The organism is Halostella salina, from assembly GCF_003675855.1.
GTDB classification, from domain to species: domain Archaea; phylum Halobacteriota; class Halobacteria; order Halobacteriales; family Natronoarchaeaceae; genus Halostella; species Halostella salina.
Genome location: NZ_RCIH01000005.1, coordinates 202,676 through 225,763, shown reverse-complemented (window position 1 = coordinate 225,763; position 23,088 = coordinate 202,676). Strand labels below are relative to the sequence as shown.

At 69.3% G+C, this 23,088-nt stretch carries 19 protein-coding genes; 11 read left to right on the top strand and 8 right to left on the bottom strand.

Going from position 1 to position 23,088, the window contains the following annotated elements; translation table 11 throughout:
• The first annotated feature begins 104 nt into the window (after positions 1-104).
• The 4 genes from D8896_RS11730 (at position 105) to D8896_RS11715 (ending at position 4,958) form a co-directional block, all read left to right on the top strand.
• The gene (locus D8896_RS11730; protein WP_121822288.1) at positions 105-1,466 is read left to right on the top strand and encodes an NAD-dependent succinate-semialdehyde dehydrogenase; all 1,362 of its coding nucleotides are present in this window, start codon (positions 105-107) and stop codon (positions 1,464-1,466) included.
• A 171-nt stretch (positions 1,467-1,637) separates the two neighbouring features.
• On the top strand, positions 1,638-2,573 hold the full coding sequence (locus D8896_RS11725; RefSeq protein ID WP_121822287.1) for a sulfide-dependent adenosine diphosphate thiazole synthase: 936 nt from the start codon (positions 1,638-1,640) through the stop codon (positions 2,571-2,573).
• A 69-nt stretch (positions 2,574-2,642) separates the two neighbouring features.
• The gene (locus tag D8896_RS11720; RefSeq protein ID WP_121822286.1) at positions 2,643-4,100 is read left to right on the top strand and encodes an outer membrane protein assembly factor BamB family protein; all 1,458 of its coding nucleotides are present in this window, start codon (positions 2,643-2,645) and stop codon (positions 4,098-4,100) included.
• An 84-nt stretch (positions 4,101-4,184) separates the two neighbouring features.
• Entirely contained in the window at positions 4,185-4,958 is a 774-nt protein-coding gene (locus D8896_RS11715; protein ID WP_205596814.1) for a DUF7001 family protein, read from the top strand.
• Between the two features lie 40 nt (positions 4,959-4,998).
• Here D8896_RS11715 and D8896_RS11710 read toward each other — a convergent pair whose 3' ends face one another.
• From D8896_RS11710 to D8896_RS11685, 6 genes are all read right to left on the bottom strand, one after another.
• Positions 4,999-6,234 (bottom strand): hypothetical protein, encoded by a 1,236-nt coding sequence (locus D8896_RS11710; protein WP_121822285.1) that lies wholly within the window; start codon positions 6,232-6,234, stop codon positions 4,999-5,001.
• 48 nt (positions 6,235-6,282) lie between these two features.
• Positions 6,283-7,584, bottom strand: a complete 1,302-nt coding sequence (locus tag D8896_RS11705) for a hypothetical protein (RefSeq protein ID WP_121822284.1) — start codon at positions 7,582-7,584, stop codon at positions 6,283-6,285.
• A gap of 46 nt (positions 7,585-7,630) precedes the next feature.
• Positions 7,631-8,314 (bottom strand): class I SAM-dependent methyltransferase, encoded by a 684-nt coding sequence (locus D8896_RS11700; RefSeq protein ID WP_121822283.1) that lies wholly within the window; start codon positions 8,312-8,314, stop codon positions 7,631-7,633.
• Positions 8,315-9,211, bottom strand: a complete 897-nt coding sequence (locus tag D8896_RS11695; RefSeq protein ID WP_121822282.1) for a thiamine-phosphate synthase family protein — start codon at positions 9,209-9,211, stop codon at positions 8,315-8,317. It abuts the gene before it with no gap.
• The gene (gene dcd / locus D8896_RS11690) at positions 9,208-9,795 is read right to left on the bottom strand and encodes a dCTP deaminase (protein WP_121822281.1); all 588 of its coding nucleotides are present in this window, start codon (positions 9,793-9,795) and stop codon (positions 9,208-9,210) included. Before dcd ends, D8896_RS11695 begins: the two co-directional genes overlap by 4 nt.
• A gap of 75 nt (positions 9,796-9,870) precedes the next feature.
• The gene (locus tag D8896_RS11685) at positions 9,871-11,013 is read right to left on the bottom strand and encodes a hypothetical protein (protein ID WP_121822280.1); all 1,143 of its coding nucleotides are present in this window, start codon (positions 11,011-11,013) and stop codon (positions 9,871-9,873) included.
• Between the two features lie 180 nt (positions 11,014-11,193).
• Here D8896_RS11685 and pth2 point away from each other — a divergent pair, with 180 nt between their 5' ends.
• From pth2 to rad50, 6 genes are all read left to right on the top strand, one after another.
• Positions 11,194-11,532, top strand: coding sequence for a peptidyl-tRNA hydrolase Pth2 (gene pth2 / locus D8896_RS11680; protein WP_121822279.1), 339 nt, complete (start codon positions 11,194-11,196; stop codon positions 11,530-11,532).
• The gene (gene truD / locus D8896_RS11675) at positions 11,532-12,854 is read left to right on the top strand and encodes a tRNA pseudouridine(13) synthase TruD (protein WP_121822278.1); all 1,323 of its coding nucleotides are present in this window, start codon (positions 11,532-11,534) and stop codon (positions 12,852-12,854) included. Before pth2 ends, truD begins: the two co-directional genes overlap by 1 nt.
• 90 nt (positions 12,855-12,944) lie before the next feature.
• Positions 12,945-13,901 carry a hypothetical protein gene (locus D8896_RS11670; protein WP_121822277.1) on the top strand — a complete coding sequence of 319 codons (957 nt, stop codon included), beginning with the start codon at positions 12,945-12,947 and terminating at the stop codon, positions 13,899-13,901.
• 50 nt (positions 13,902-13,951) lie between these two features.
• A complete protein-coding gene (locus tag D8896_RS19425) occupies positions 13,952-14,284 on the top strand; it encodes a hypothetical protein (RefSeq protein ID WP_162991545.1) in 333 nt (110 codons plus the stop codon).
• Positions 14,281-15,639, top strand: a complete 1,359-nt coding sequence (gene mre11 / locus D8896_RS11660; RefSeq protein WP_121822275.1) for a DNA double-strand break repair protein Mre11 — start codon at positions 14,281-14,283, stop codon at positions 15,637-15,639. Before D8896_RS19425 ends, mre11 begins: the two co-directional genes overlap by 4 nt.
• Complete coding sequence (gene rad50 / locus D8896_RS11655; protein ID WP_121822274.1) at positions 15,636-18,302, top strand: DNA double-strand break repair ATPase Rad50; 2,667 nt, start codon at positions 15,636-15,638, stop codon at positions 18,300-18,302. The genes mre11 and rad50 overlap by 4 nt, the downstream gene beginning before the upstream one ends.
• On the opposite strand, the gene D8896_RS11650 is transcribed toward rad50, so the two are convergent.
• A complete protein-coding gene (locus tag D8896_RS11650; RefSeq protein WP_121822273.1) occupies positions 18,299-18,724 on the bottom strand; it encodes a DUF7346 family protein in 426 nt (141 codons plus the stop codon). The genes rad50 and D8896_RS11650 overlap by 4 nt on opposite strands.
• A 45-nt stretch (positions 18,725-18,769) precedes the next feature.
• Complete coding sequence (locus D8896_RS19420) at positions 18,770-18,943, bottom strand: DUF7331 family protein (RefSeq protein WP_162991544.1); 174 nt, start codon at positions 18,941-18,943, stop codon at positions 18,770-18,772.
• Between the two features lie 117 nt (positions 18,944-19,060).
• On the opposite strand from D8896_RS19420, the gene D8896_RS11645 reads away from it, so the two are divergent.
• A complete protein-coding gene (locus D8896_RS11645) occupies positions 19,061-23,062 on the top strand; it encodes a DNA polymerase domain-containing protein (RefSeq protein ID WP_121822272.1) in 4,002 nt (1,333 codons plus the stop codon).
• Positions 23,063-23,088 lie beyond the last annotated feature (26 nt).

Here is a 23,088-nt window from a genome sequence, read left to right as displayed (position 1 = left end):
TTCGCGGTGCCGGTCGAGAACTCCGACGTGTCCAGTGGAGTCGTCTCGGTATCGCGCTCCGGGAGCCGCATACTTGAAATATGAGAACCCCATACACGATAACCATGGATGCTATCAATCCCGCCACGGGCGAGCGCATCGCTACGTACGAGTCCGACACGGCCGCGGACGTCGAGGAGGCACTGAGCAGCGCCGACGCCGCGTTCGAGGAGTGGAGCGACCGACCGCTCCGCGAGCGCGAGGAGTTGATCGCGTCGGCCGCCGACGTGCTCCGCGAGAACAAGCGCGAGTACGCGGAGCTGATGACCGAGGAGATGGGAAAGCCGGTGTCGCAGGCCATCTCGGAGGTCGAGAAGTGCGCGTGGGTCTGTGACCACTACGCCGAGCACGCCAGCGCCTACCTCCAGCCCGAGGGGCACCCCAGCCCGGCGGGGTCGAACGTCGAGACCGTCTACCAGCCGCTGGGTGCCGTCCTGGCCGTGATGCCGTGGAACTTCCCGTTCTGGCAGGTGTTCCGCTTTGCCGCGCCGTACCTGACGGCGGGCAACGTCGGCCTGCTGAAACACGCCTCGAACGTCCCCGGCTGTGCCAGGGCGATCGAGGACGTGCTCCGCGAGGCGGGCTACCCCGAAGGAGTCTTCCAGACGCTGCTCGTCGGGTCCGACGCCGTCGACGACGTGCTCGCCGACGACCGCGTGCGTGCGGCGACGCTGACCGGCAGCGGGCCGGCGGGGAGCGCGGTCGCGTCGACGGCCGGGGAACACATCAAGAAGACCGTGCTCGAACTCGGCGGGAGCGACCCCTTCGTCGTGCTCGACGACGCCGACCTCGACGACGCGGCCGAAACCGGCGCGTGGGCGCGCAACCTCAACGGCGGCCAGTCCTGCATCGCCGCCAAGCGGTTCGTCGTGCACACGGCCGTCTACGACGAGTTCGTGGACCGGCTCGTCGACGAGGTCGAGGCGCTCACCGTCGGCGACCCGACCGACGAGGCGACCGACGTCGGTCCTCAGGCCAGCGCGGACCTGATGGCCGACCTCCACGAACAGGTCGAGGCCTCCATCGACGCCGGCGCGACCGTGCTGACCGGCGGAGGACCGATGGACCGCGACGGGGCGTACTACGAACCGACCGTCCTCGCCGACGTCCCCGAGGGCTGCCCGGCCGACAGCGAGGAACTGTTCGGTCCCGTGGCCGCCGTCTTCGAGGTGGCCGACGAGGAGGCCGCGGTCGAGAAAGCCAACGAGACCCCGTTCGGACTCGGTGCCAGCGTCTGGACCGAGGACCGCGACCGCGGCCGCCGGGTCGCCCGCGAGATCGACGCGGGCTGCACGTACGTGAATCAGCTGGTGAAATCCGACCCGCGCGTGCCCTTCGGCGGCGTCGGCATCTCGGGCTACGGCCGCGAGCTGTCGGGGGCGGGGATCCGGGAGTTCGTCAATCGCAAGACGCTCTGGGTCGAGTAGTCGGCTCCGCGCCGTCCCCGCCGACGGTCCTGTTGCGCTGTTTTTCGCGTTTCTGTCGCGTCGTTCGTCGTCGCCCTTTCCGTCCGTTCTCCGTCGCGCCGAGCGACGCCTGTCGGATCCCGCCGCTGGAGCGCAAGCCCTTTCAACTACTCCGTGGTATCACCTAGTGGTATGAGCGACACAGACCAGTTCGACCAGTTCAGCGACGTGGGCGAGGCGGAGGTCACCCGCGCGATCGGACAGGAGTGGACCGAGGAGTTCATGGACTTCTCGGACTCGGACGTGATCGTCGTTGGCGGCGGTCCCTCAGGGCTGATGGCCGCGAAGGAGCTCTCCGAGCGCGGCGTCCAGACGATGGTCGTCGAGAAGAACAACTACCTCGGCGGGGGCTTCTGGCTCGGCGGCTTCCTGATGAACAAGGTGACGGTGCGCGAGCCGGCCGAGCGAGTTCTGGCGGAACTCGACGTGGACTACAAGCGGTCGCAGGACAGCGAGGGGCTGTACGTCGCCAACGGCCCGGAGGCGTGTTCCGGCCTCATCAAGGCGGCCTGCGACGCGGGCGCGAAGATGCAGAACATGACGGAGTTCACCGATATCGTCATCCGCGAGGACCACCGCGTCGGCGGCATCGTGATGAACTGGACGCCGGTCCACGCGCTACCCCGCGAGATCACCTGCGTCGACCCCATCGCGGTCGAGGCCGATCTGGTCATCGACGCGACGGGGCACGACGCGATGGCGGTCAAGAAACTCGACGAGCGCGGCGTGCTCGACGCGCCGGGCATCGAGGACGCCGCCGAGAACGCCACCGGCATGGACCAGACCGGCGACGACTCATACGGCGCGCCGGGCCACGACTCGCCCGGCCACGACTCGATGTGGGTCGGCGAGAGCGAGGACGCCGTCGTCGAACACACCGGGCTCGTTCACGACGGCCTGATCGCCACCGGGATGGCGACGGCGACGACGTACGGCCTGCCGCGGATGGGACCGACGTTCGGCGCGATGCTCGTCTCCGGCAAGCGCGCCGCGCAGGTCGCGCTCGACGAACTCGACGTGGACGCCGACCCGGTCGACGTGACGAGCCGCGCCGTCGCCGACGACTGACCGGCGTCGACCGGCAGTTCAGCCCTCCCTGGCCCGAGAATTTATTTACCCGATGTCTGAACCCCGGATATGGTCCGGTACGCGAGACGGGAGTTCCTCACAGCCGCCGCTGCGGCCGGCGTGGTTTCGGCGGCCGGGTGTACCGACTCCGGCTCGTCCTCCGACGGCGGGGGGTTCAACACGGAGACGCCGGAAGCGGACGCTGCGGATAACTGGCGGATGCGCCGGGGCGGTCCCGGGAACGCGGGCGTGAGCAGTTCCGGTGGTCCCGGCGGCGACGCCGACGCGGCGTTCACCGCCGAGTTCCGAAACGGCATCAACCTCGGTTACGGCGCACCGACGGTCGGCGAGGATGCCATCTACGGCGTCGGCAGGGTCGCCACGCCGTACGAGATGGAACCGCGGACGTTCGGCGGCTACGCGTTCAGGCTCTCCCGAGAGGCCGGATCCGAGGAATGGCGGGTCCCGGTCGAACTCCGGGAGGGAGAGGACAACCTCAACTTCTTCCCGAACTCCCCGAAGACGTGTCTCGGGCCCGACGGGCTGTACGTGACGTGGATCCGTCGCGGCGAGTCGTCGCAGGACCTCGTCGTACAGGCCCACGCACGGGACGACGGGAGCCGGCAGTGGCGGAACGCGTTTCCGGGCGCGGCGTCCGCGCTCGAACCGGTCGTCGACGACGGCACCCTCTACCTGCTCGGCGCGGCGCGGCTGTTGGCGCTCTCGACGGCGGACGGCTCCCGCGAATGGGCGTCCGACGAGTTCCGGTACGACCAGACGGTTCCGAGCGTCGGGGCGGACGCCGTCGTCGTGGCCAACCGGGGGTTCGCCGACGAGGAGGCGAGCCGACAGGTGACCGCGTTCGACCGTGCGGACGGGAGCGTTCGGTGGTCGGAGCCGACCGGGATCCGGAACGGACTGCACCGGGCCCCGAGCGTCGTCGACGGGACGGTGTACCTCGCCGAGGGGATCACGATCACCGTCGGTGCCGTGGCGGAGGAACTGCCGCCGTTCTCGATTCGGGCCCTGGACGCCGCCGACGGCAGCGAAGGCTGGTCACACACCTACAAGGACCGGACGGACCACTGGATGATGGCGGGCGGGACCACCTCAGTCGCGGTCGACGGGAGTCGGGTCTACTACGGGCTGTTGTACCCCACGGCAGCGCAGGCACTGGGCAGACAGGCGAGCGAAGCGGACTACGAGCGCTTCGAGCGGGAAGCCTACACGGGTGCAAGCATGGTCGCGCTCGACCGGGCCGACGGGTCCGTCGTGTGGACCGCCGACCTCGGCAATGGCGCACAGGTGTACTCGTACCTCGTGGTCGACGACGACTACGTCTACGCAAAGCGGCTCCCGGACGCCGACCCCGAACGCAGACAGTGGGTCGCTGTCGAGAAGGCGTCGGGTGAGGTCGCCGGACGGTTCGGATCGGGCTCCGCCGCGGACGGGGGGCGCCGCGCCTTCGGGGTCGCCGACGGCGCCCTGTACGAACACGTCGGCGACGGCGTCCGCGTCTGGCGGTGACTGCCGCCGGCTGTCGTCGGCCCGCGTAGCCGCCCGGAGGCGGCGACCACAATCCGTTTTTATCTGGTGGTATGACTGGATGATATGCCCGACACCGTCACGCTCTACGAGCCGCCCGACTACGACGGCGCGCCGCCGGTCGACGCCAGCGCGATCGCCGACTGGCTCCGGGACCGCGTCGACGCAACCGTCGCGGTCCGCGGTCGGTTCCTCGACGAGCACCGCACCGAGGACCTCGCGGAGCGGTTCGCGGCAGCGCGGGTGCTCGACCCGAACGAACGCGACACCGGCAACACGATGCTCGGGGTCGTCCGCTACGAGGAACGGGCGCTGGACGACCCGGCGCGCGAGGGGGGCGTGCTGTACGACGGCGTCGCAGTCCAGCGTGCGCTCAACGCCGCACTTCCGTCCGATGAGCGCGGTCTGGACCACCTCCACGTCGCGCTGCTGGACCGGGCGTTCGGCACCTGGGGCGACCACGACGGCCGCTGGCACAAGCGCGTGAGCGCCCTCGGACAGCCGGCGCTGGTGTCCGTGCCGGGGCTGTACGAGGCCCCGGCCAAGCCCGAGTCGTACTACCGCGAGCAGCAGCGTCACGCTTTGCTGTCCGGCGACGCACCACCGCGGGAGGTGCTGGAGAACCGCGTCGACGGTGAGTTCCTCGTCGAGGACGACCCCAGAACCACCGAGGCGCTGAAGGGGTACGTCCTGAGCGCCGTCCACCTCGCGGCGACCGGCGAGGGGTTCTGCGACGACCCCGACTGCCGGCTCTCGAACCCGCACCGCCAGCCCGGCGTCGTTCGCGCGCAGCTACGCGAGCCGGCGTTCTGCGAGGCGCACGCCGACCGGTACGGGTGAGCCAGCCGGCCGCTTGCGGCCGGTCGGCCCGCCCGGCCACCTACCCGACGGTGACGGTCACGTTCCCCGCGCTGCCCTCGGCCCGCACGTCAAGCGAGTCCGGGCCGACCGTCAGCAGGACCGTCTCGTCGGTCGGCCGCTGGACCGCGAACGACGCGTCGGCGGCCGCCTCGCGCTCGGCCGCGAACGCCTCCAGCGCACGGGCGAGTTCGTCGGTCTCGGTCGCGTTGTCCATCCGGAGCGCCCAGACGTAGGCCTGCTCGCCGCCACGCCGGAGGGTTACGACCTCGTCGGTGCCCCACCCCGCGGCAGCGGCCACGGCGGTCGCGCGTTCGAGTTCACCGCAGAGCAGGACCCGGGTCGTCAGTTCGCCGAGCGTGTCGTTCCCGCCGACGGTCCAGTTCCCGCCGCGGACCGAGAGCGCGAGGTCGCGTTCCGGCTCCTCGTCGGGCGCGTACCCGTGGATCACCTGTTCGGTGGTCCGCGGGTAGTTCTCGTAGACGCCCGCCAGGTTCGCCGGGTCGTCGATCCGGTCCGCGACGTAGTCGCTCCCGAAGTGGTAGCGGGCGAGGAACAGCCGTTTCGCCGTCCCGGCGTCCTCGTACTCGGCGGCGATGCGCTCGGACTCGGGCGTGACGTTCAGATACCGCTCGGTGTAGGCGTCCGAGGCGTACACCGCACCGCCCTCCAGCAGCGCGAGGCGGGTCTGGAGCAGGTCGTAGGTCAGCCGCGGCCCGTCGATGGCGTCGAGCCAGGGGATCATGTTCGCGCCGAACTGCGTCGTGTGGACGAACTCGTGGACGAGCACCTGCTCGACCGCCCCGGCAGACCCGTTCCCGGGATGGATGTACACCGCGCCGCTCTGGGTGGTCAGTCCGCCCGGTCGACCGTCGTCGAACGAGGCGTTACCGACGCCGAGCAGGTCGAAGAACGGGAACGTCGCGGGCGCGTACCCCTGGTACTCGGTCAGGTTTCGGACCTCCACGGGGCGTGGCTCCACGTCCGTCCCGAGTAGTCCCTGAACCCGGGTGTACGCCCGGTCCTCGTCGACCGGGAGTGTCCCGTTCCGGACGGACACGTCGTAGACGGTGCCGTCCGTGGACGGCTGTGTCGTCGGCGACGCCGTTGTCGACGAGTCCACCGTCGCGGCCTCGTCGGAGGACCGTTCGTCGGTCGTCGCCTCGGGTCGTGGCGTCGTGGCGTCGCCGCCGGTAAAGGGCGTGGAACAGCCAGCGAGCACCAGAAGGGCGGCGACGAGGACGGGGCCGGCTCGCATGTCGGTCGTACGTCACGACGCGGCGACCAAAACGCTGGCGGGAGCCGATCAGGCGACGGTCGCGGGCGGCGCGTCGACCGCACCGGTGGGACCGGGCGGTGTCAGGGACGCTCGCGGGTCGTCGATCCCGACGGTCACCCTGGCACCCTGGGCGCTCACGCGGGCGTTGTCGACGAACGCGCCGTCGCCGCCGATCACCACGAGCGTCCGGGCAGTCACCCGTTCGACCCGGAACGACGACTCGGTCTGCCGGTCAGCGAACGCTTCGAACGCGTCGACCGCCTCGGTCGCCTCGCCCCTGTCGTCCATCCGGAGCGCCCAGGCGACCCCCGCCGCGTCGCCGCTGGCCTGCTCGTAGACGGCCGCGCGGTCGTTCCCCCAGCCCGCGGCGGCCGCGGCCGCGCGCTCCTTCGTGAGTTCGCCGCGCAGAACGATCCGGGTGACGAGTTCGCCTTTCGTGTCGGTGTCGGTCCGATACCAGTCCTCGACCGTGTCCCGCAACACGAGGTCAGCGACGGGCTCCTCGTCGGGCGCGTAGCCGTGAAGCAGCTGTTCGGTCGTCTCCGGGTGGTTGTCGTACACCGTCGCCAGTTCGGCGGGCGAGTCGATGGTGTCGGCGACGTAGCGGTAGCCGAAGTGGTACGGTGCCCAGAGGTAGCGGTTGCCGCCCGGGCCGCGCTCGTACTGCCGCTCGACGACGTTGGACTGGTAGACGGTCCGGTTCTGGAACCGCTCGGCGTACACGTCCGTGACGTACACCGCGCCGCCCTCCACGAGCGCCCGCCGGGTCATCGCGTAGTCGGTGGTGGGGTTTCCGAACACCCCCGAATCGAGGTCGGCGGTCATCGAGGTGCGCATCTGGACGGTGTGGGCGAACTCGTGTGCGAGGACGCGCTCCACCTCCGCCGGCGGCGCGTCGCGGGTCGTTATCTGCACCTCGCCGTCGGAGTAGGTCACGCCGCTCGCGCCGACGGTCGAGTAGTTCGCCTCGGAGAGGCCCATGACCCTGAAGAACGGCCGCTGCGAGTAGTACTCCGCCTCGCCCGTCCGCGTCGACCCCTCCCTGACCCTGACCGTCTGTGGCTCGACATCGCTCCCCACGAGCGACTGTACCCGGGCGAACGTCCGGTCCGCATCGACCGGGAGTGCGTTCCCGGTCACCGGCACCGAGTACTCCCCGGTGACCTCGGCGGTAGTGGTGGTCCGTGTCGGAGGTTCGGTCGCCGTCCCGACGGTCGTCGTCCCGGTCTCCGGCTCAGTCGTCCGGAACGCGCCGGAGTCGCCTGCACAGCCTGCGAGCACGAGGGAGAGCACGAGCGCCAGGGCGGCGAGACGGCGGCGGGTCGCCATAGTACGAACTAGGCGAGAACGACCAAAATAGTACCGCTGCGTGTGGTTATCGGCCGCCGTCGATCCGACCGCCCGTGAGGCGGACGATGCCGAGCCAGTGGTCCTCGTGGGCGACCGCGCTCGCCCGACCGCGGAGGGCCTCGCGCGCCTCGGCCACTCGCTGACGCAGGCGTTCGTGGGGCGAGTCGACGTAGCGGAGTTTGAGCGTCGGCGGCGTCGAGAGGACCGTCACGGCCCGGAACGCCGCGTTCACCGGGGCGGCGACCGCCCGGTCGGAGAGCGCCGCGTCGAGCAGGACGACGTTGCCGCCTGCGCCGACGAGGTCACACCAGCGATCGACCGTCGCGGCCGGGTCGTCGAGCATTCCGACCACGAACGACGCCAGCACGCCGTCGACGCGCTCGACCACGGGCGGCCGCGCCGCGTCGCCGCGCACGACGTGGACGTTGTCCCACCCCCGCCGCTCGGCCAGCCGGCGGGCACGGCCGAGGACCGGCCCGGTGAAGTCGACGCCGACGACGGTCCCTCCGGGACCGACCCGGTCACGGAGGTACGGCAGGTTCGCGCCGGTGCCACAGCCCATCTCGACGACGGTGTCGCCGGGCGAGAGTTCGAGCGCGTCGGCTGCTCGTGCCCGGAGGCGGGCGACGCCGGGCGTGTATCGCGCGATGGCGTCGTACAGCGCCGCCCAGCGTCCGTAGAACGCCTGTGCCGTCGTCGCCCGGCCCATCTACACCAGCTCCCCGACGCGCTCGGCGACCGTCTCGGCGTCCGGCCCGAGGAGGTAGACGATCGGCTCGACGCCGTAGCCGCCGGTCTGGTACAGCACGTCCGCGTCCGGATCAGTCGCCAGCGCCGCGGGCACGGCCTCCTCGGTCGGCCGGTCGCCGTCGAACTCCGCGGTCGTCAGGCCGGCGTCCGTCAGCCGTTCGACGATCGCCGGCGAGTACCGGACGTTCAGCGCCGCCCGCGCGTCGCTGCCGGCCCGCCGTGCCGAGAGGAGGACCGTCGCGACGTGCTCGCTGACGCCGAACTCGGGCTCGCTCGGCACGGTCGCCCGTCCTTTCACGTCGAAGATCCGGCCCGGGACGCCGGCCACGTCGTCCAGCCCCTCGGCGTCGGGCGTGCAGACGACGAGGTTCGACCCGACCGCCGGGATCAGCGTGGCGAAGCCGGACGTGTTCTCCAGCCGCCGGAGGCCGCGCCGGACCGACGAGAGCACCCGCTCGGTCGTCCGCAGTTCGCTCTCGGGGTCGTGGACCCGGAACGAGCCGTCGTACTCGGCGAGTTCGGGCATCGCGTCCTCGTGGAGCCGGGCGAGCACGTCGCCGTCCTCCAGCCGCCGGATCAGCACCTCCGCCTCGACGAGCGCCTGCACCGGCGACATCCCGCCCTCGGTCAGCCCCTCGCCGACGCGCTCGACGAGCTCCTGCACGCGCTCGTCCCCGAGAAACTCCTCGCGGCGCGCCACATCGCCGTGGGCGTACTTCGAGACGGCCGACTGGCTGATCCCGAGCGCCTCGGCCACCTCGCTCTGGGTCAGCCCGCGCTCCCGGAGGTCCTCGGCCAGCATCGACCGGAACGTCGGGAGGAACTCCTCGACGACGATCTCCTCGACGAACCTCATTGCTCCCCTCCGAACTCGCTGTCGCCGCCGATGCGGGAGGCCTGCGGGCCGTCCTGGTCCTGGTACTTCGAGCCGCGGTCGCTCCCGTACGGGCGCTCCGCGGGCGACTTCATCTCGGTAAAGATGAGCTGCGAGATCCGCATGTCCGGCGTCAGCGCGACGGGCGCGGTGCCGAGGTTCGACAGTTCGAGCGTGATCTGGCCGCGGTACCCCGGGTCGACGACGCCCGCGGTCGCGTGGACGACGACGGCGAGCCGGCCGAGCGACGAGCGCCCCTGGACGTGCGCGAGCAGGTCCGGCGGGATCTCCACGCGCTCCTTCGTCGTCCCGAGCACGAAATCGCCGGGGTGGAGGACGAACTCGTCGCCCTCGTCGACGACCGTCTCGTCGACGTACTCGTCGACCTCGGCCTCGGCGTCGGGGTGGATGCAGGGGATGTTCGTGCGCTGGAACTCCAGGAACTCGCGGCCGAGTCGGAGGTCGACGCTCGCCGGCTGTATCTGCAGGTCGAGGTCGTCTATTGGCTCGACGACGAGGTCGCCCTCGTCGAGCCGCCGCAGGATGTCCGCGTCCGAGAGGATCATACGCAGTAGGAGCGAACGGAGGGGCCTAAAGCCCCCGGTCCGGGGTCGGCGCGTCGGGCCCAGCGAGCCACCGCCTCAGCCGTGGAGGTAGATCTGCCGCGCGCCGTCCTGGTCGTCGAGTTCGTGCCCGCAGAAGCTGCAGGTGTACGAACTCCCGGCGACGATGTCGAGGTCGTCCAGTAGCTGTGACCCACAGTCCTCGCACTCGTAGATCGAGTGTCCGATCAGCCCGCCGGAGTCGTCGTCCTCGGGGGCCGTCCGCGTGCTCGGCGCGACGACGCCCGCTTGCTCGGTGTTGCCCGGCCCCGCGGCGCGGCTCTCGTCTACTAGGTCGAACCGGCCGTGGGGGTTCTCGTCGTAGAAGCTCTTCGCGGCGGCAGCGGCTTTCCGCACGTTGGGGTTCCGTTCCTTGCCGAGCTTGCGGAGCGTCTCGTCGGGCGCGGAGTGAACGGTCGACAGTTCCGCGAGCGCGACCGCGACGCGCTTGCGGTGTTTCGCGTCGTCGGTCTCGGCCGCCGATTCGAGTACCTCGACGAGTTCGGGGACGTAGTCGCGGTTGTTCCGTGCAATGTGGGAGAGCGCCATCAGACGGTGGAAATCCATCTCGCCGGGGTCGCCGAACAGCCGGTCCCAGTACGGCTCGTACGCCTCGGGGTCCGCGAAGGCGAAGCGCTCTATCGCGCGCCACGGCGGGTACCCCTGGTCGACCAGGTCGAAGCAGAGCGACGCGACCTCCTCGGGCGTGTAGTCGACGGCGTCGAGGGCCAGTTCCTGATCGCCGGGGTCGACGACGCCCAGTTCCAGGGACCGCTTGATCCGTTTGAGCCCCTCGTCAGGCGTGTCGCCGAGGTCCGTGTCGTCGACCAGCCGCAACATATCGCTACCGAGGGCTGACGCGTCCCCGCTCCCGTCCCGGATCGCGTAGCTGATCTCCAGCGGTTCGTCGAGTTCGGTCCACGCCGGCCGGTCGGCGTTCTCCTCGCGGCGGCGGGCGAGGACGGCGGTGACCACCGTGAGCGCGAACCACAGCAGCGGCAGATTCCCGGCCGTTGCCCGGTTGGGATCGCCGCCGAAGACGACGGCCGCGACCAGAATGGTGTTTATAAGCATCATCGGAAGCAGCGACAGCACCAGCCCCCAGTTCCCGAAGTCCTGATACAGCTTCCGGGGAACCCAGAGGTACGCGTCGTACGGGAGCGCGATGAGTCGGCGGATCATCCGCCGTCACCTCCGAGAGGGGGGCGACGGCAGCGGTGAACGCCCACTTGCCGTGGCGCTTCTCCCGCGGTCTGAACGGTCACCATGCGGATCTACCGCGTACTGTACCATCGCTGATGATTAAGCGTTCCGGCGGTCCCGATAGCCAGCGCTAAAGGCGCTCCCCGCACATCTCCGACCATGAAGCAGGCCATCGTCGCACGCACGGACATCGGCATGGGCCAGGGGAAACTCGCCGCGCAGGTCGCCCACGCGTCGCTGTCGGCCTACGAGGACGCCGACAGGCGGACGCGCACGGAGTGGAAAGGCGGCGGCCAAAAGAAGGTCGTGCTGAAAGCCGACGGCGAGTCGCAGATATTCGAGCTCGCCGACGTGGCGGAGCGCGAGGGGCTACCCCACGCCGTCGTCCGCGACGCCGGGCACACGCAGCTGGACCCGGGCACCGTCACGACGCTGGCCGTCGGTCCCGGCGACGAGCGCGTCGTCGACAAGGTGACCGGCGACCTCTCGCTGTTCTGATGCGCCCGGCACACCCCCGCGAGCGCGAGGTCGGGATGGAGTACTACGTCAGCGACGCCGACGGCACCGGTGGCCGACTCCGGGCGGCCGACGGCGACTTTCGGGTGCGCGAACTGGAGCGGTTCGACGCGGATCCGGTCGACGCCGACACCGGTGCGTACAACCATCTGGTGCTCCGCGTCACACTCTCGGGGTGGGACACGAACGACTTCGCGAAGCGCCTCTCGGACGCGCTGGGGATCAGCCGCGAGCGCGTCGCCTGGGCCGGGACGAAGGACAAGTACGCCGTGACGACCCAGCTGTTCAGCGTCCGGGGCGTCGCCCCTGAGGGCCTCCCGGAGGTCCGTGACGCTGACGTGTCGGTCGTCGGTCGCGCCGGCCGCGCCATCGAGTTCGGCGACCTGGCGGGCAACGAGTTCGAGATAACCGTCACGGAGCCGGACGCCCCGGACAACGCGGACGCGGTCGCCGACGACCTCCGCGAGTTCGGCGGCGGGACGGCCGCGGTGCCGAACTTCTTCGGCCAGCAGCGGTTCGGGAGCAAGCGCCCGGTCACCCACGAGGTCGGCCTGCGGATCGTCCGCGAGGACTGGGCGGGCGCGGTGATGGCCTATCTCGGGAACCCACGCGAGAGCGAACCCGACGGAACGCAGGACGCCCGGGAGTTCGTCGAGGAGACCCGCGACTGGCCCGAGGCTCTGGAGCGGTTCCCGCGCCGCCTCGGCTACGAGCGCTCGATGCTCCACGCGCTGGTCGAGAACGGGGGGACGGAGCCGGCGGACTTCCGGGCGGCGCTGGAGGAGCTTCCGTCGAACCTCCAGCGCCTGTTCGTCCACGCCGCGCAGTCGTACGCGTTCAACCGGATCCTGAGCGAGCGGCTGGAGCGGGGCCTCCCGTTCGACCGCCCGGTCGCCGGCGACGTGGTCTGTTTCGCCGATACGGACGCACCCGAAGGGGTCACGCTGCCCGACACCGACCGCCTCCAGCGCGTCACCGAGGACCGGGTCGACACCGTGACCCGCCACTGCGAACGCGGCCGTGCCTTCGTCACCGCGCCGCTGGTCGGCACCGACACCGAACCCGGCGACGGCGAGCCGGGCGAGATCGAGCGGGGCGTCCTCGACGACCTCGACCTCTCGCCCGGCGATTTCGAGCTGCCCGGGGAGTTCGGGTCGACCGGGACGCGCCGAGCGGTGCTGGTCCACACGGACCTGTCCGTCGACCGCGACCCGCTCCGCTTCGACTTTACCCTTCCGAAGGGGTCCTACGCGACGGCGGTCCTGCGGGAGTTCCTGAAGTGCGACCCGCTGGACCTTGGGTGACAGCGGACGGACGCTGACGGTGCTGCCGTGACTCAAACGCCCGCCGTACTCTCCACGAAGTATATGCCCCGAAACATTCAACGCACGTCCATGCGACGACGCCGCTTCCTGCGTGCCCTCCCCGCAGTCGCCGTCACCGCGACCGCCGGCTGTGGTGCCGCGGGCAGGTCCGGTGACGATCCGGCCACTGACCAGACGGAGAGCCCTCCGACAGACGACACGAAGACGGAGTCGGAAACGGACCCCGGCGCGTTCCCACCCGGCGGAGCCGACGACGTGGACCGCGTCGTCTGGCACAGCAACGCCGGCGACGCCCGGATGTCCCTCGAACCCTCCGCGACGGAGGGGGGCCTCCCCGCCGAGTTCTCGTTCGCGCTGGCGAACGAGACGGAGACGACGTTCAACACCAACTTCCACTCGTGGCTGCTGGCCAAGCAGGTCGGGGCCCGGTGGTACCGCGTCGCGCCGCGGTACGTGCCCCAGCCGCTGATGACGCTGCCGCCGGGCGAGCGTCACCAGTGGAACCTCTCGGCCGACGGCGAGCATCCGGACCCGATACGAGCCCATTCGGGCGGCACCGAGGACGTGTCGGTGAGCGGGCTCGGCGGCGGGATCTACGCCTTCGCTATCGACGGCTGGTTCGAGGACACCGATTACGAGCACAAGACCGTCTTCGCCGCGCGGATCGAACTCGACGGCGACGAGATCAGGCCCGCCCCCTCGGCCGCCGTCGAGGGCGTTTCCCGGGACGGCGACGTGGTGACGGTGCAGGCGGAAGGGTACAACGAGGACAGCGAGGACGCCCGGGAAGCGACGTACGTCCTCCGCCGGGTCGAGGGGGCCTTCGCGGACGCCTGGCCGCTGATCCCCGAGCAGGTCGTCCGCCGGTGGCCCCTCTCGGACGCGCTGGCCCACGTCGAACCGTACGTTCGGGAGGTCCGGATCGAGGCCAAGACGGCGACGCATCCGCCGTTCGGCGTCCAGGACGACGCGCCGCCGATCCGGTACCGCGGCGACACGTACGCGGTGAGCGCGACCGTGCGTTGAGTCGGGCACGGTCCGAGTGTTTATATTCGAAGCCGCGGCCAGCCCACGGCGTGGTCGACGTACCAACGGCGAAGCGGACGCTAGCGGCACTGGCCCGCGGAGAGCGTCCCGGTGACCGCGAGGTGGTCCGGCGCGCGACAGCCGCGACCGAGGACGTGGCGCGCGCTGCGGCGTTCGTCGAGTCGGGTGGTCTCGGACGGCTCCGGGCGGCAGTCCGGGACACGCCCGACGCCGCCACGCGCCGCCGCGGTGCTCGTGCGCTCGCCGAGTTCGACCGGTTCCGACGAGCAGCGGACGGTGGCGACACGGGGACGGGATCCGACGCCCGCGACCGCGCTCGCGGAACCGATATAAGAGCCGATCGCCAAGGGCGTGACACATGACACGGGTGATCCACACGGGCGACACCCACATCGGGTACCAGCAGTACCACTCGCCCGAGCGCCGCCGGGACTTCCTCCGCGCGTTCGAGCAGGTGCTCGCCGACGCCCGCGAGGACGACGTCCACGCAGTCGTCCACGCGGGGGACCTCTTCCACGACCGCCGCCCCGACCTCCGGGACCTCCAGGGGGTCGTCGCCGCGCTGCGCTCGCTCCGGGACGCCGGAATCCCCTTCCTCGCCGTCGTCGGCAACCACGAGGGCAAGCGCGACGGCCAGTGGCTCGACCTGTTCGAGGACCTCGGGCTGGCGACGCGACTCGACGACGCGCCCCACGTCGTCGGCGACACGGCGTTCTACGGGCTGGACTACGTGCCCGAGTCCCGACGCGACGACCTCGACTACGACTTCGAACCGCACGACGCCGACCACGCCGCGCTGGTCGCCCACGGCCTGTTCGAGCCGTTCGGCTACGCCGACTGGGACACCGAGCGCGTGCTGACCGAGGCGTCCGTCGACTTCGATGCGATGTTGCTCGGCGACAACCACCACCCCGACCGCGCGGAGGTTGCCGGGGCGTGGGTCACCTACTGCGGGTCGACCGAGCGCGCCAGCGCCAGCGAGCGCGAGGACCGCGGCTACAACATCGTCCGCTTCGGCGACGACGCGTCCGCCGACGGCGACGTGTCGATCACCCGGCGCGGGCTCGACGCGACGCGGGACTTCGCCTTCGTCGACGTCGACCTCGCCGACGGCGAGGGCGTCGAGCGCGTCCGCGAGCAGGTGCGCCAGCACGACCTGGAGGACGCCGTCGCACTCGTCACGATAGACGGGGACGGCGAGCCGATCACCCCGGCCGCAGTCGAGGAGTTCGCCGCCGACCAGGGCGCGCTCGTCGCCCGGGTCAACGACCGCCGGGACCGCGAGACCGAGGAGACCGAGACGTCCGTCTCCTTCGCCGACCCCGACGACGCGGTGCGCGAGCGCGTCCGCGAACTCGGCATCAGCGAGGCCGCCCACGACATCGACGAGACGGTGCGGGCGAGCAAGGTCGCGGACTCGAACGTCCGCGAGGAGGCGTCGCGCCGCGTCCGGGAACTGATCGACGACGACCCCGAGGCGTTCGACCGGACGGTGGAGGCTGCGGACGACGAGGCCGAGTCCGACGATACGGACCCAGCGGCGGACGGAACGGAATCGGGCGAGGACCCCGGCGACGACGCCACAGGAACTGCCGAGGACGCCGACGAAGCGGTCGCCGACGGCGAGGGCGACCCGACGGTGGGCGACGCTACCGACGGCGACCCGGCGGCGAGTGCCGACGACGACGGGCAGGCGTCCATGGAGGAGTACCTGTGAAGTTCGAGCGCGTCAGCCTCCGGAACTTCAAGTGTTACGGGGACGCCGAGATCCGACTCGACCCCGGCGTGACGGTGATCCACGGCGTCAACGGCAGCGGGAAGTCGTCGCTGCTGGAGGCCTGCTTCTTCGCGCTGTACGGCTCGAAGGCGCTCGACGACCGAAACCTGGAGGACGTGATCACGAACGGCGAGGAGGAGTGCGAGGTCGAACTCGACTTCACCCACGACGGCGGGCAGTTCTCGATCGAGCGCCGGGTCAGGGTCTCCGGCGACCGCGCCAAGACGGCGAACTGCGTGCTCGAAACGCCGGACGGCACCGTCGAGGGCGCGACCGACGTGCGGGAACGGGTCGCCTCGCTGCTCCGGATGGACCACGAGGCCTTCGTCAACTGCGCGTACGTCCGGCAGGGCGAGGTGAACAAGCTCATCCACGCGTCGCCGAGCGACCGGCAGGACATGATCGACGACCTGCTCCAGCTCGGCAAGCTAGAGGAGTATCGCGAGCGAGCCAGCGAGGCGCGGCTGGGCGTCGACGACGTGCTGGGCGAACTCCGCGGCGAACTCTCCGGGCTGGAGGAGCGCATCGAATCAAAGGAGGCGAAGGACCTGCCGGGCAGACTCAACGAACTCGAGACCGAGCGCAACGAGGTCACCGCCGAGATAGAGCGCTTCGAGGAACAGCAGGAGCGCGCCGAGGAGTCGCTTTCCGAGGCGGAGGACCTGCTCGCCGAGCACGAGGCAAAGCGCGAGGAACTCGACGACGTGGCGGCCGACATCGCGGACCTGCGCGAGACGATTTCCGAGACCGAGCGCGAGCGCGAGGCGCTCAACGATCGCATCGCCGACCAGCGCGAGCGCCGCGAGACGGCCGAAGCCGAACGGGACGAGCACCTCACCGGGACCGACCTCGACGACGCCGACCCGGAGACTATCGAGGCACGACTGGACGAACTCGACGACGAGGACGACGAACTCCACGAGCGGATCGGCGAGATACAGGTCGAGATCCAGAGCAACGAGAACGAGGCCGAAAACCTCCGCGAGCGGGCCGACGAACTGGAAAGCGAGGCCGCCGAGAAGCGCGAGCAGGCCGAGGAACTGGCCGACGAGATAGAGGAGATCGAGGCGACGGTCGCCGAACGGCGCGAGAAGGCCGACGAGCTAGCGGCGGAGATCGAGACGAAGCGTACCGCCTTCGACGACGCGTCGGTCGCGTTCGGCGACGCCGAGGACCACCTCGCCGAACTCGAGGCCGAGCGCGACGACCTGCGCGACCAGCGGCAGGACGTGGCGACGACGCTGGAGGCCAAACGCGACCAGCTCGCCGAGGCCGAACGCCTGCTCGACGAGGGGAAATGCCCGGAGTGCGGCCAGCCGGTCGAAGACTCACCCCACGTCGAGTCGATCGACGACCTGCGCGAGGCGGTCGAGACTCTGGAGGACGAACGCGACGAGCTGGAGGCGGAGATCGAGGACCTCAGGTCGGACATCGAACGCGCCGAGGAACTGGCCGACGCCGAGACGGCCGTCGAACAGCTCGAACGCGACCGCGAGAACCTACAGACGCTCCTCTCGGACAAGGCGGACCGAGCCGCGGAGAAGCGCGACCGCCGCGACGAACTCCGCGAGCGGGCCGACGAGCTCGAAACCGAGGCCGCCGAGAAGCGCGAGACGGCGGACGAGAAGGAGGCGACGGCAGACGAGAAACGGACCGAGATCGCCGAGATCAACCGGCAACGCGGCGACCTACGCGACCGGGAGGATCGACTGGAGTCGCTGCTGGACGCCGTCGAGACGGTCGCCGACGCGACGGAGACCATCGAAGATCTCCGGGAGAAACGCGAGAGCAAGGCGGAACTCAACGACGAGCGTCGGGAACGACTCGCGGAGAAGCGCGACCGAAAGGCGGAGCTGGAGGACACCGTCGACGAGGAACGCATCGAGGAGGCCAAGGCTGAGAAGGAACGTGCGGAGAACTACCTCGAAGACGTGGAGTCGGAGCTCGCGGAGCTGCGCGAGCGCCGCGACGACCTGATCGACCGGATCGGCGGCGTGAAAAACGAGCTCGACGAACTCGACGACCTGCGGGAGACGCGTGGGGAACTGGAAGCGCGGCGGGAACGGCTCGCCGGGCTCTACGACGAGGCCGAGCGACTCCAGGAGATGTACGGCGACCTCCGCGCCGAACTCCGCCAGCGCAACGTCGAGACCTTGGAACGCATGCTGAACGAGACGTTCGAACTCGTCTACCAGAACGACTCCTACGCCCGGATCGAACTGGACGGCGGGTACGAACTGACGGTGTACCAGAAGGACGGCGAGGCGCTCGAACCCGAACAGCTCTCGGGCGGCGAGCGCGCGCTGTTCAACCTGAGCCTGCGCTGTGCGATCTACCGCCTGCTCTCGGAGGGGATCGAGGGGACCGCACCGATGCCGCCGCTCATCCTCGACGAGCCGACGGTGTTCCTCGACTCGGGCCACGTCTCGCGGCTCGTCGACCTCGTCGAGTCGATGCGTGACCTGGGCGTCGAGCAGATCATCGTGGTCAGCCACGACGACGAACTGGTCGGGGCGGCCGACGACGTGGTGCGCGTCGAGAAGGACGCGACGAGCAACCGGTCGTCCGTGGCGCGGGAACGGCGGGCGCTCCCGACGGACTAATCGCGACGGAGGTGGGATAGGGCGTCGGTCGCTGTTTCGGTGGCGGCGTACCCGCGTTCGCCGCCGACGCCCGATTCTTCGATCAATCCGGCGGCGCGGAACTCCGCGAGCAGGCCGTGGAGGTCGCTTTCACAGAGGTCGTAGGCGGACAGGAGGTCGCGGACGGCAACGGGACCCCGGTCCACGACTTCCGCGAGCAGCCCGAGCGACCGGTCGTCGTGGGTCGCCGCGAGCACGCGCCGGACGGCGGGCGGCACTCCGGCGGCGGCCGTTTCGAGCGGCGACGCGCCGTCGACGGGCGTGATGGCGTCGTTGTCGACGTACCGCTCCTCGCCGGTGGCGGGGTCGCGGACGCGACTGCTCTCCGTCGACTGCTTGACCAGCAGATAGCGGTCGCCGGACTCGTCGCGGACGGTTCGCATGAAAACCCGTTGGCGGTTCCCGCGGTTAGGCGTTGCGGGAGCCGTTCAGACCTGCTCGCGGAGCGAGAGCGTCTTCGATGTCTCGAGCCACGCGAGCGGGTTCTCCGCGTCGTAGAATACGACGCCCTCCTCGGTCTCGTAGGCCTCGACCGAGTCGATACCGTCCGGTTCGGGGCGGTCCCGACTGTGCTCGCCATGAGCGCTCGCGTGGTCGGACATCGTTTTCCTCCGGCCCATGGTATATCTTCACACACTAAATGTCTTGTTGCCGTCGCAGTGTCACGTTTTCTGTGCGGATACCCAGACGTTTTTATCGGCGGGTGCGAACCGGCGTACATGACTGATTCGGGCCAGGCAGGGCTCGGCGACTTCGGGGACGGCGGCGACGAGCGCCCGGCCGAGGAGGCCGCCGCCGTCGCCGGAAACGGCGGGGGGTCCGCCGAGGTCGTCAACCCCCTGGAGGAGGCGGTACCGGAAGCCGACGGGACGGTCGACCTCACCGTGATGCAGGTCGACTACACCATCGCCGGCAGCGGCGAGGACGAGCGGCCGATCATCCACGTGTTCGGCCGTACGGCCGACGCGGATCTGGAGCACGTACGCGTGCTCGGCTTCCGGCCGTACTTCTACGCGCCCACCGCGAACCTGGACGACGAGAAACTGGACGACGACCGGATCACGGGGACCGAGAACGGCCACGAGAGCATCCGCGGCGAGGCGCTGACGAAGGTGTTCGGCCGGACCCCGCGTGACGTGGGGAACATCCGCGATCAGTTCGAGCACTACGAGGCGGACATCCTCTTCCCGAACCGGTTTCTCATCGACAAGGACATCGGCAGCGGGATCCGCGTGCCCGAGCGCCGGGCCGACGACGGGAGCCTGCTCGTCCCCCACGACGAGGTCGAACCCGTCGATGGCGACGCGACGCCCCGGGTGAACGTGTTCGACATCGAGGTCGACGACCGCTCCGGCTTCCCGGAGGACGGCGAGGAACCGATCGTCTGCCTGACGAGCTACGACTCCTACGACGAGCAGTACATCGCGTGGCTGTACGACGCCCCGGTCGGCGGCGTCGACGCCCCGGCGGCGCTGTCGGGCTACGAGCCGATCAGCGAGGGGGCCGACATCGAGGTGCGGACGTTCGCCGAGGAGGAGGCCATGCTCGACGCGTTCGTGGAGTACATCGAGCGGACGGACCCCGACGTGCTGACGGGGTGGAACTTCGAGGACTTCGACGCGCCGTACTTCCTCGACCGGCTCGAGGTCCTCCAGAGCTACGACCACGACTACGACCTCTCGATCGAGCGCCTCTCGCGGGTCGACGAGGTGTGGCGCAGCGACTGGGGCGGCCCGGACGTGAAGGGTCGCGTCGTGTTCGACCTCCTGTACGCGTACAAGCGGACGCAGTTCACCGAACTGGAGTCGTACCGCCTCGACGCAGTCGGCGAGACGGAACTCGGCGTCGGCAAGGAGCGCTACCCCGGCGACATCGGCGACCTCTGGGAGGACGACCCCGAGCGCCTGCTGGAGTACAACGTCAGGGACGTGGAACTCTGCGTCGAACTCGACCGCAAGCAGAACATCGTCGACTTCTGGGACGAGGTGCGCTCCTTCGTCGGCTGCAAGCTGGAGGACGCGACGACGCCCGGCGACGCCGTCGACCTGTACGTCCTGCACAAGGTCCACGGCGACTTCGCGCTCCCCTCGAAGGGCCAGCAGGAGAGCGAGGACTACGAGGGCGGCGCTGTGTTCGACCCCATCACGGGCGTCCGGGAGAACGTCACGGTGCTGGACCTGAAGTCGCTGTACCCGATGTGCATGGTGACGACCAACGCCAGCCCCGAGACGAAGGTCGACCCCGAGACGTACGACGGCGACACGTACGTCGCGCCCAACGGGACCCACTTCCGGAAGGAGCCGGACGGCATCATCCGGGAGATGGTCGACGAACTGCTCGGCGAGCGCGAGCAGAAGAAGGCCCGCCGGAACGAACACGACCCCGACAGCCAGGCGTACGAGCGGTTCGACCGGCAGCAGGCGGCCGTAAAGGTCATCATGAACTGCTTCACGCCGGACACCGACGTGCTGACGCCCGCGGGCGTCCGGAACATCCGGGACCTCGACGTTGGTGATGAGGTGTACTCGCTGGACCCGGAGACGGAGGAGATGGAGGTCAAGCCGGTCGTTGAGACACAGGAATACCCGGAGTACCGGGGCGATCTCGTCGACATCGAGACGAGCAAGATCGATTTCTCGGTGACGCCGAACCACCGGATGCTCGTCAGGAAAAACGAGACGAACGGCATCACGGAGGACGAGTACCGGTTCGTCGAGGCGGGCGAGCTCGACGACGCGACGAACTACGAACTGCCCCACGACTGGGACGGACCCGACGGCGAACCGCTGGAGACAGTCGACCTGACGGAGTTCGTCGACGACTACCAGGTGTGGGTCCGCCCGTCGGTCCACGGTCACACGTTCGCGTCGGAGATCGGTTACTACCCGGACAAGGTGCTGAAAAACGACATCGGCGAGGAGGGGTACGTCTTCGGCCCCGACGAATTCGAGGAACACCGCGAGTACATCGAGGAAGTTGCGGAGCAAACGTTCATCCACGCCGAACCCGGCCGAAAGTGGATCCCGCGAACGTTCGACGGGGACGACTTCCTCGACTTGCTCGCCTGGTTCGTTACCGAGGGGAACGTCTACACCTCCGAGACCAAACAGTTCGACGGGAAAACACGGGGGTCGGCGACGACCGTCAAGATCGCCCAGCAGGCCATCGCGGACGGCGGGGAGTCGACCCACGCGACGATCGGGCGACTGCTCGACAGGATGGGCTTCGACTACTACGTCGACGACCGGAGCTATCAGTTCACGTCGAAGCTGCTGGGAGACCTGTTCCGGGACCTCTGTGGACCCGACAGCTTCGAGAAGCGGATCCCGGAGTTCGTCTTCGACTTGAACAAGCAGCAGAAGCGGCGATTCCTCGACACGCTCGTCGACGGCGACGGCGACCGTCAGACGAACTCCTGGCGGTACACGACCGCCAGCGAGCGGTTACGGGACGACGTACTGCGACTCTGTGCACATCTCGGCATAACCGCGAACTACGGGCGTAACAGCGGAACATGGCGGATTTACGCGGCTGAAGACGCCAAAAACACGCTCCGGATGCACAGAAGCGGGTCCCGGAGAACCGCCGAGGACGGCGTCTACTGTGTCACCGTCGAGGACAATCACACGCTTCTCGCGGGGCGAAACGGGACGTTCCAGTTCGTCGGGCAGTCGCTCTACGGCGTGCTGGGCTGGGACCGATTCCGTCTCTACGATAAGGAGATGGGTGCAGCCGTGACTGCGACCGGCCGGGAAGTGATCGAGTACACCGACGAAGTCGTCGAAAACGAGGGGTACGAGGTCGTATACGGTGACACCGATAGTGTCATGTTGGAGATCGGGAACGTCTCCCCGGAAGACGTCGACGGGGACGTCGAGGTCACCGACGAGATGCGCGAGAAGCACTCGGAGATGAGCGACGAGGAGCTAGAGACGATCGCCGCAACGATCCAGAAGGGGTTCGAGCTGGAAACGACGATAAACGAGTCGTACGACGAGTTCGCGCTCGAAGAGCTCAACGCGGAGTTCCATCGGTTCGAAATCGAGTTCGAGAAGCTGTACCGGCGGTTCTTCCAGGCGGGCAAGAAGAAGCGCTACGCGGGCCACATCGTCTGGAAGGAGGGCAAGGAGGTCGACGACGTGGACATCACCGGCTTCGAGTACCAGCGCTCGGACATCGCGCCGATCACGAAGCGCGTCCAGAAGGAGGTCATCGACCGGATCGTCCACGGCGAGGACAGGGAGGCGATCAAGGAGTACGTCCACGACGTGATCGACGACTTCCAGAACGGCAACGTCGATCTGGACGACGTGGGGATCCCCGGCGGCATCGGGAAGCGACTGGACAACTACGACACCGACACGGCCCAGGTGCGCGGCGCGAAATACGCCAACGCCTTCCTCGGGACGAACTTCGCGCGGGGGAGCAAGCCAAAGCGGCTCTACCTGAAGAAGGTTCATCCCTCCTTCTTCCGCCGGATGGAGGACGAAGAGGGGTTCGACCCGCAGACGGACCCGCTGTACGGCGAGTTCAAACGCGACCCCGACGTCGTCTGCTTCGAGTTCGCCGACCAGGTCCCTGAGGAGTTCGAGGTTGACTGGGACAAGATGCTCGACAAGACGCTCAAAGGACCGATCGCGCGCATCCTCGAAGCGCTGGACATCTCGTGGGACGAGGTCAAGTCCGGGCAGGAGCAGACCGGGCTGAGCAGTTTCATGTAACAGGAGGGCCTCCCCGCTGTGGCGGC